We start from the raw sequence: 4,199 nt of genomic DNA on the forward strand, positions 1-4,199 counted from the left end.
TCCTTAAACTTAATCTTCAGGCTCGATGCTCATCCGTTCCATCAGCTTCACCGCTACCGCGATAGCGGTAAAACCGATAAGGGTAGTGCCCTCACCTGGATAGACATCAAGCGGTAAGAGCACTATTCGAACATAGCGCGCTTGTAGCCGGCGACCACGACCTCGCCCTTCCCATCCACCCCATCGCGGTAATGATTGACCCGCCCCTCTTTTACCTTCAGCCCGGTCGGTGCAATGCCGTTCATTCCGGTGCGGAAAGCCTCGGGAGTGGCTTTCTCTTTGTAGGTAATAGGGACGTTTTTCTCGAATTCGTTCCAGCTTGCGTACTTACCCATGTGGGCACCTCCTCTTTCGTTCGTACCCGGTCGCGGCCGGGTAATAGAGGCGAGCAACCCGTCCGAAAAGGAAAAAGGGGTTAGCCTTGAACCCTTCCGGTCCAGGTTGCTAACCCCTTTTCTGAAGCCCCGAAGCTGCCGGTAATAAAGCAAGCCCTGCGAGCCGACTTTCACCGGCAAGCTCGCAGGGCTTCATTAAAAGCGTACAGCCTCTCCCTGCGGCCTACAAGTCTATAAGGGCTTATATAAGCTTCTCTTCCGGCTTCACTTTGACACGGATAACAAGATCTCCATCTACCACTACCTCGACCGTATCACCGGGTTTGAGGTGGCAGTAGTTTATCCAGGCCTTGGGCAGGGTGATGGCAACCCCGCCTTCACCGATTCGGAAAAGCTTCCTTTCCACCAGGAGTGGCATCAATCAGACCTCTCAAACATAGCTTCGTTCCAGCGCTGCCATTTCTTTTCCTGGGCGTCTGCATACTTCGTAACGGCCTTCGCCGCCCACTCCTTCTCCCGCGGATTATGGGTTTCGTCTGGAGGATTTCTTTCAATCAGGAAGCTCTTCTCGGTCGTACTGTGTCTGTTTGCATTGGCAGTTTCATAAGACATCCTCCAGAGGGCCAGGAACACCAGCCACTGGACAGGGGAAAACCAATTATTCATAAATCTTCACCTTGTAACCAACGGCTTGAAAGCCACGGCTGAGTATTTCAATCCAGCTGTCGGTTGATTCCTGGAGCATCTTTTCGACCTGGGGACTCTCGCTCTGCCCAATATGCAGCTCAAAGCCCCTTTCATTTCTTTTAATGGCAATCTCGACCTTTGAGATTGCCTCTTTTACCTCCGGGGGAGCCTGCCCCATCTGTTTGCTCATCATCCGGAAGAGCATATCTCTGGACTGTGGTGAGTTGGCCATTTGCATAAAATCAAACATTTCTTTCCTCCCATTCTTTTGCGGTATGTTTTTCAATCGGCGGTGGGTCCGACGGCGCTTGCCCGCCCGGCTGTCCGCCTGCCGGCGCACCTCCCGGCATCATGCCGGGTAAAGGCATCCCGAACATCTGGGACATCTGCTGCATGGACTGGAGCATGCTTACAACCTGGCTGAAAGGGTCGTTCGACTGTCCACCCACCATTTGCTTGATCTGGGCAAGTGTGCTATTTACCTGGCCGTTGTTCTGGGAGATTGCTCCAAAGAGCTGGCCTGCTGTCGCCTGGGCGGTCCGTTCGGCGATTTCCTCAGTGGAAGCCTTGGCTCTTGACGCTGCCGCATCCTGCTCTTCGCGGGTTTCTTTCATCAGCCTCAGAATAGGTTCCATGCGCTTGGCGTCAGCCTCAGCCGAGCCCTTCTGGATATTAACGAGGTCCATCACCATCAGCATGGCTGCCCGGAATTTCATAATGGCTCTAAGCTCAACCTCACCTTCCGGGGTCCCGCCCATGTAGTGTTTGAGCACTGCCTCCGGAGCGATCATCTCCATGCCACCGCCCATCTTGCGGATGATAGGGAATTCGCCGCTGGTTTTAGCCTCTTCTTCCTCTCCGTTACGTACCCTCTCCAGCTCCTCCCGGATAATCGTTCGCAATTTGTCCTCGGGTACCAGGGCATTTCCGGACTCGGACAGTTTGAGATCCTGAAGTGCAGTCCGAACCTTGCTGCGGCTGACATTCAGTTCCGTGGCCATTTGTCTTTCCGATTGCCCTTCATCCTTGCGTTTTTTGACTTCTTCTAAAAACTGGTCTTCCATTTCCCCTCCTTTCCAACCACCAAAGCTAAGGTGGTTATTATTGGTTTAACGTTCAAAGCTAATTTGGCTTCATACTGGTCAGACCATTCGTAGCTAATTGGTCTGGTTTTTACCACGCTCACCATTCCTAAAATCGTAGCTAAATTGCCTGCCGACCGGTCACCGGTCTCAGGCTTAATGCTCATTCATTTCACCTCCCAGCAGGAGGCTTATGGCTTTATCTACTCCGACCTGGGGAGCCAACCGCGCCACCCGGATAGCATCACGGACATCCTGGCTTCGCCCGTCAAGTCTGCTGGCGATTTCTTCAGCCATCTCATCCGTGAGGTTTTCCTTGCGGACCAGCACTCCCTTTACTACCGTTAGAAATTCGCTCCGGCTATAAGGATTGAGCTTACGGATGGCGAAGCGGGAGCGCAGCTCCGGTGAAAGCCTTTCCAGCCGGTTGCTGGCTGCAATTACCTTGAGTGGATTGTTGATGTCCAGTTCCCGGCCTCTCTTTGCCCTGACCAGCCTGCCGCCTTCCATCATGGTTAGCAGGGCTGCCATATCCACTGCGTTCATCTTGTCCATCTCATCGATCAGGAGTATCTTCGGCTCCCTTTCGGCTACCAGGTCCCACAACCCTGCCTTGGAAGTAGCCGACCCTACCAGCCAGATTGCTTGCTCGCCAAAGGTCTGTTCGATGTCCCACAAGAACAAAGTCTTGGCCAGGGCGGGTGGACCAGTCAGCATGATGTGCACCGGCTTTTCGGCAAGTAAGGTAGCTTTGAGGAGAGCCTTGACGTCTTCATGACCTATGATGTCGGCGAAGAGGTCGTCGCCAAGGTTCACCGGTGGGGCTGGCTGAGGTTCGGCGGAGGTTTCTTGCTGGTTAGCTAAAACCAGGGCTTTAGCTTTTTCTGTGAGCTTGTATCCGGTAAAGGAGTTGGAGCGAAAAACATTGTCCAGATAGCCGTCCTTGAAGAGACGGCTAAGCGTTGCCGGCCAGATACGCACATGCCGCCACGACCACCCGATGTGGTACTCCTTCTCCAGGTCTACGGATGATTCAAACCTGGCTATCTCGACTAGTAGCTCCATGTCCCCATCTTTCATCATCGCCACCCCCTTTCTTTTGAGATTTGCTGGTATGCCGCCATCACAAGCTGGAAAAGAAACTCCGTTCCCTTTACTCCGGCGGTGTCGGGGTGCAGCTTGACCATCAGTTCTCGGTATCGCTTCTTCACCTGGTCATCCGCGGCCGTCTTATCCAGTCCCATGACCCGGTAAGGGTCAATTACCGCCTGTTGACGAGATTGATTTTCCGTTTTCATGGCTGACCATAGCTCCCCGATTACCGGGTCGTTACGCAGTCCTTCGAGCATCTGGTTTAACCACTCGGACATCATATCCGCCGTAGCGTCGGTCATTTTCTGTTGTGCCTTCCTGAACTGGTCTTTCATGGCTTCACCACCAGAAGTGTCCGCAAAGAATCCCCAGCAGGAACCCAACCAGTATCTGCCACCAGTTCTTGCCGACCAGTCTGGCCACCAGTATTCCCAGTCCCAGGAAGATGAGCAGGTACATCAAGGGTGAAGCCTTCTGGTCTTCGCGGACTATTTCCGTCCACGGTTTCCCGCCTACTTTATGCCACAGCTTCTCGTAGAACTTGCCTATCAATTGGGCCATGTTCTTTCACCTCCTTCATGTTGAGCCAGCCTCTTTCTTCTTCAGGCACCGGCTGTCCCATGCAGTCGAAGTCGCCGCATTGCTGGCATACTTTCGGGGCCAGTTGCTTTCCTTCTTCCAGGTGATGGACATCAATGCTGCCGTCGAGGGATGCCTGGGATAACGGATATTTCTGACTACAATAGATTCTTCCGGTTCCCACTCGTGCGTGAGCACATTCATAGAGCGTCCGTCGCTTTTTCTTATTCACCTGCATTGCCTCCTCTTGTTCATTCCTTCCCAGTTACTGTCCGCTCTGTCCTACTGTCCGCCCCCACGCCTGGGTCAGCTTCAGATTTTGGCGGACAGTATGGCGGACAGTATTTGGAGCCTTCTTTATTACTGTCCGCCGGATTTGAAGCTAAAGCGGACAGTACGGACGGTTCGGACGGTTTTTCGGGGG

9 protein-coding genes are annotated in these 4,199 nt (G+C 53.4%); all 9 read right to left on the reverse strand.

Going from position 1 to position 4,199, the window contains the following annotated elements; genetic code table 11:
* Positions 1-122 precede the first annotated feature (122 nt).
* The 9 genes from WC259_RS07735 to WC259_RS07775 all read right to left on the reverse strand — a co-directional run bounded on the left by WC259_RS07735 (position 123) and on the right by WC259_RS07775 (position 3,757).
* Complete coding sequence (locus tag WC259_RS07735; RefSeq protein WP_012984042.1) at positions 123-335, reverse strand: hypothetical protein; 213 nt, start codon at positions 333-335, stop codon at positions 123-125.
* A gap of 241 nt (positions 336-576) precedes the next feature.
* Entirely contained in the window at positions 577-753 is a 177-nt protein-coding gene (locus WC259_RS07740) for an AbrB/MazE/SpoVT family DNA-binding domain-containing protein (RefSeq protein ID WP_119194367.1), read from the reverse strand.
* Positions 753-1,001: a hypothetical protein gene (locus WC259_RS07745; protein WP_372644075.1), complete on the reverse strand. Its 249-nt coding sequence runs from the start codon at positions 999-1,001 to the stop codon at positions 753-755. Before WC259_RS07745 ends, WC259_RS07740 begins: the two co-directional genes overlap by 1 nt.
* Entirely contained in the window at positions 994-1,272 is a 279-nt protein-coding gene (locus tag WC259_RS07750; RefSeq protein ID WP_372644078.1) for a hypothetical protein, read from the reverse strand. Before WC259_RS07750 ends, WC259_RS07745 begins: the two co-directional genes overlap by 8 nt.
* Positions 1,265-2,086, reverse strand: a complete 822-nt coding sequence (locus WC259_RS07755; RefSeq protein WP_372644081.1) for a hypothetical protein — start codon at positions 2,084-2,086, stop codon at positions 1,265-1,267. Before WC259_RS07755 ends, WC259_RS07750 begins: the two co-directional genes overlap by 8 nt.
* Complete coding sequence (locus WC259_RS07760; RefSeq protein WP_372644084.1) at positions 2,068-2,271, reverse strand: hypothetical protein; 204 nt, start codon at positions 2,269-2,271, stop codon at positions 2,068-2,070. The genes WC259_RS07755 and WC259_RS07760 overlap by 19 nt, the downstream gene beginning before the upstream one ends.
* Positions 2,261-3,187, reverse strand: a complete 927-nt coding sequence (locus tag WC259_RS07765) for an AAA family ATPase (RefSeq protein WP_372644087.1) — start codon at positions 3,185-3,187, stop codon at positions 2,261-2,263. Before WC259_RS07765 ends, WC259_RS07760 begins: the two co-directional genes overlap by 11 nt.
* Positions 3,184-3,531: a J domain-containing protein gene (locus tag WC259_RS07770; RefSeq protein WP_372644090.1), complete on the reverse strand. Its 348-nt coding sequence runs from the start codon at positions 3,529-3,531 to the stop codon at positions 3,184-3,186. The genes WC259_RS07765 and WC259_RS07770 overlap by 4 nt, the downstream gene beginning before the upstream one ends.
* 4 nt (positions 3,532-3,535) lie before the next feature.
* Positions 3,536-3,757 carry a hypothetical protein gene (locus WC259_RS07775; RefSeq protein WP_372644093.1) on the reverse strand — a complete coding sequence of 74 codons (222 nt, stop codon included), beginning with the start codon at positions 3,755-3,757 and terminating at the stop codon, positions 3,536-3,538.
* Positions 3,758-4,199 lie beyond the last annotated feature (442 nt).

Source organism: Dehalococcoides sp. (assembly GCF_041654235.1).
In the GTDB taxonomy this organism is placed as follows: Bacteria; Chloroflexota; Dehalococcoidia; order Dehalococcoidales; family Dehalococcoidaceae; genus Dehalococcoides; species Dehalococcoides mccartyi_B.